The organism is Caballeronia zhejiangensis (genome assembly GCF_000698575.1).
Classification (GTDB): domain Bacteria; phylum Pseudomonadota; class Gammaproteobacteria; order Burkholderiales; family Burkholderiaceae; genus Caballeronia; species Caballeronia zhejiangensis.
Genome location: NZ_JFHD01000106.1, coordinates 1 through 1,293 on the forward strand (window position 1 = coordinate 1; position 1,293 = coordinate 1,293).

Genomic DNA, 1,293 nt, shown 5'->3' on the forward strand with positions numbered 1-1,293 from the left:
ATGCTCGGCACTTGTAGGTATTCGGAGTTTGCATCGGTTTGGTAAGTCGGGATGACCCCCTAGCCGAAACAGTGCTCTACCCCCTACAGTGATACATGAGGCGCTACCTAAATAGCTTTCGAGGAGAACCAGCTATCTCCGAGCTTGATTAGCCTTTCACTCCGATCCACAGGTCATCCGCTAACTTTTCAACGGTAGTCGGTTCGGTCCTCCAGTTAGTGTTACCCAACCTTCAACCTGCCCATGGATAGATCGCCCGGTTTCGGGTCTATTCCCAGCGACTAGACGCCCTATTAAGACTCGCTTTCGCTACGCCTCCCCTATTCGGTTAAGCTCGCCACTGAAAATAAGTCGCTGACCCATTATACAAAAGGTACGCAGTCACCCAACAAAGTGGGCTCCCACTGCTTGTACGCATACGGTTTCAGGATCTATTTCACTCCCCTCTCCGGGGTTCTTTTCGCCTTTCCCTCACGGTACTAGTTCACTATCGGTCAGTCAGTAGTATTTAGCCTTGGAGGATGGTCCCCCCATATTCAGACAAAGTTTCTCGTGCTCCGTCCTACTCGATTTCATGACTAAGAGATTTTCGCGTACAGGGCTATCACCCACTATGGCCGCACTTTCCAGAGCGTTCCGCTAATCTCAAAGCCACTTAAGGGCTAGTCCCCGTTCGCTCGCCACTACTAAGGGAATCTCGGTTGATTTCTTTTCCTCAGGGTACTTAGATGTTTCAGTTCCCCTGGTTCGCCCCTTACACCTATGTATTCAGTGTAAGGTAACCATCTTATGATGGCTGGGTTCCCCCATTCAGACATCTCCGGATCAAAGTCTGTTTGCCGACTCCCCGAAGCTTTTCGCAGGCTACCACGTCTTTCATCGCCTCTGACTGCCAAGGCATCCACCGTATGCGCTTCTTCACTTGACCATATAACCCCAAGCAATCTGGTTATACTGTGAAGACGACATTCGCCGAAAATTCGAATTTCTCAATTAAGAGAACTCACAAATTTTACCTTAGCCTGATCCGTTACCAGTGAAAGTAACGTTCAGTCTATCTTTCTATCACATACCCAAATTTTTAAAGAACGATCTAATCAAAGACTAGAAATCAACATTCACCATCGCAGTGATGGAATGCTCATTTCTAAGCTTTCAACGTCTAGAAGCAGTAGTGGTGGAGCCAAACGGGATCGAACCGTTGACCTCCTGCGTGCAAGGCAGGCGCTCTCCCAGCTGAGCTATGGCCCCGTATTTCTACAGGCGTTTCCCACACAAAATTGGTGGGTCTGG

At 48.9% G+C, this 1,293-nt stretch carries 1 tRNA gene and 1 rRNA gene; both read right to left on the bottom strand.

What is annotated here, in order from left to right:
* Positions 1 to 928 (bottom strand): 23S ribosomal RNA (locus tag BG60_RS36125); the annotation flags it as partial.
* Between the two features lie 247 nt (positions 929 to 1,175).
* A tRNA-Ala gene (locus tag BG60_RS36130) sits at positions 1,176 to 1,251 on the bottom strand.
* Positions 1,252 to 1,293 lie beyond the last annotated feature (42 nt).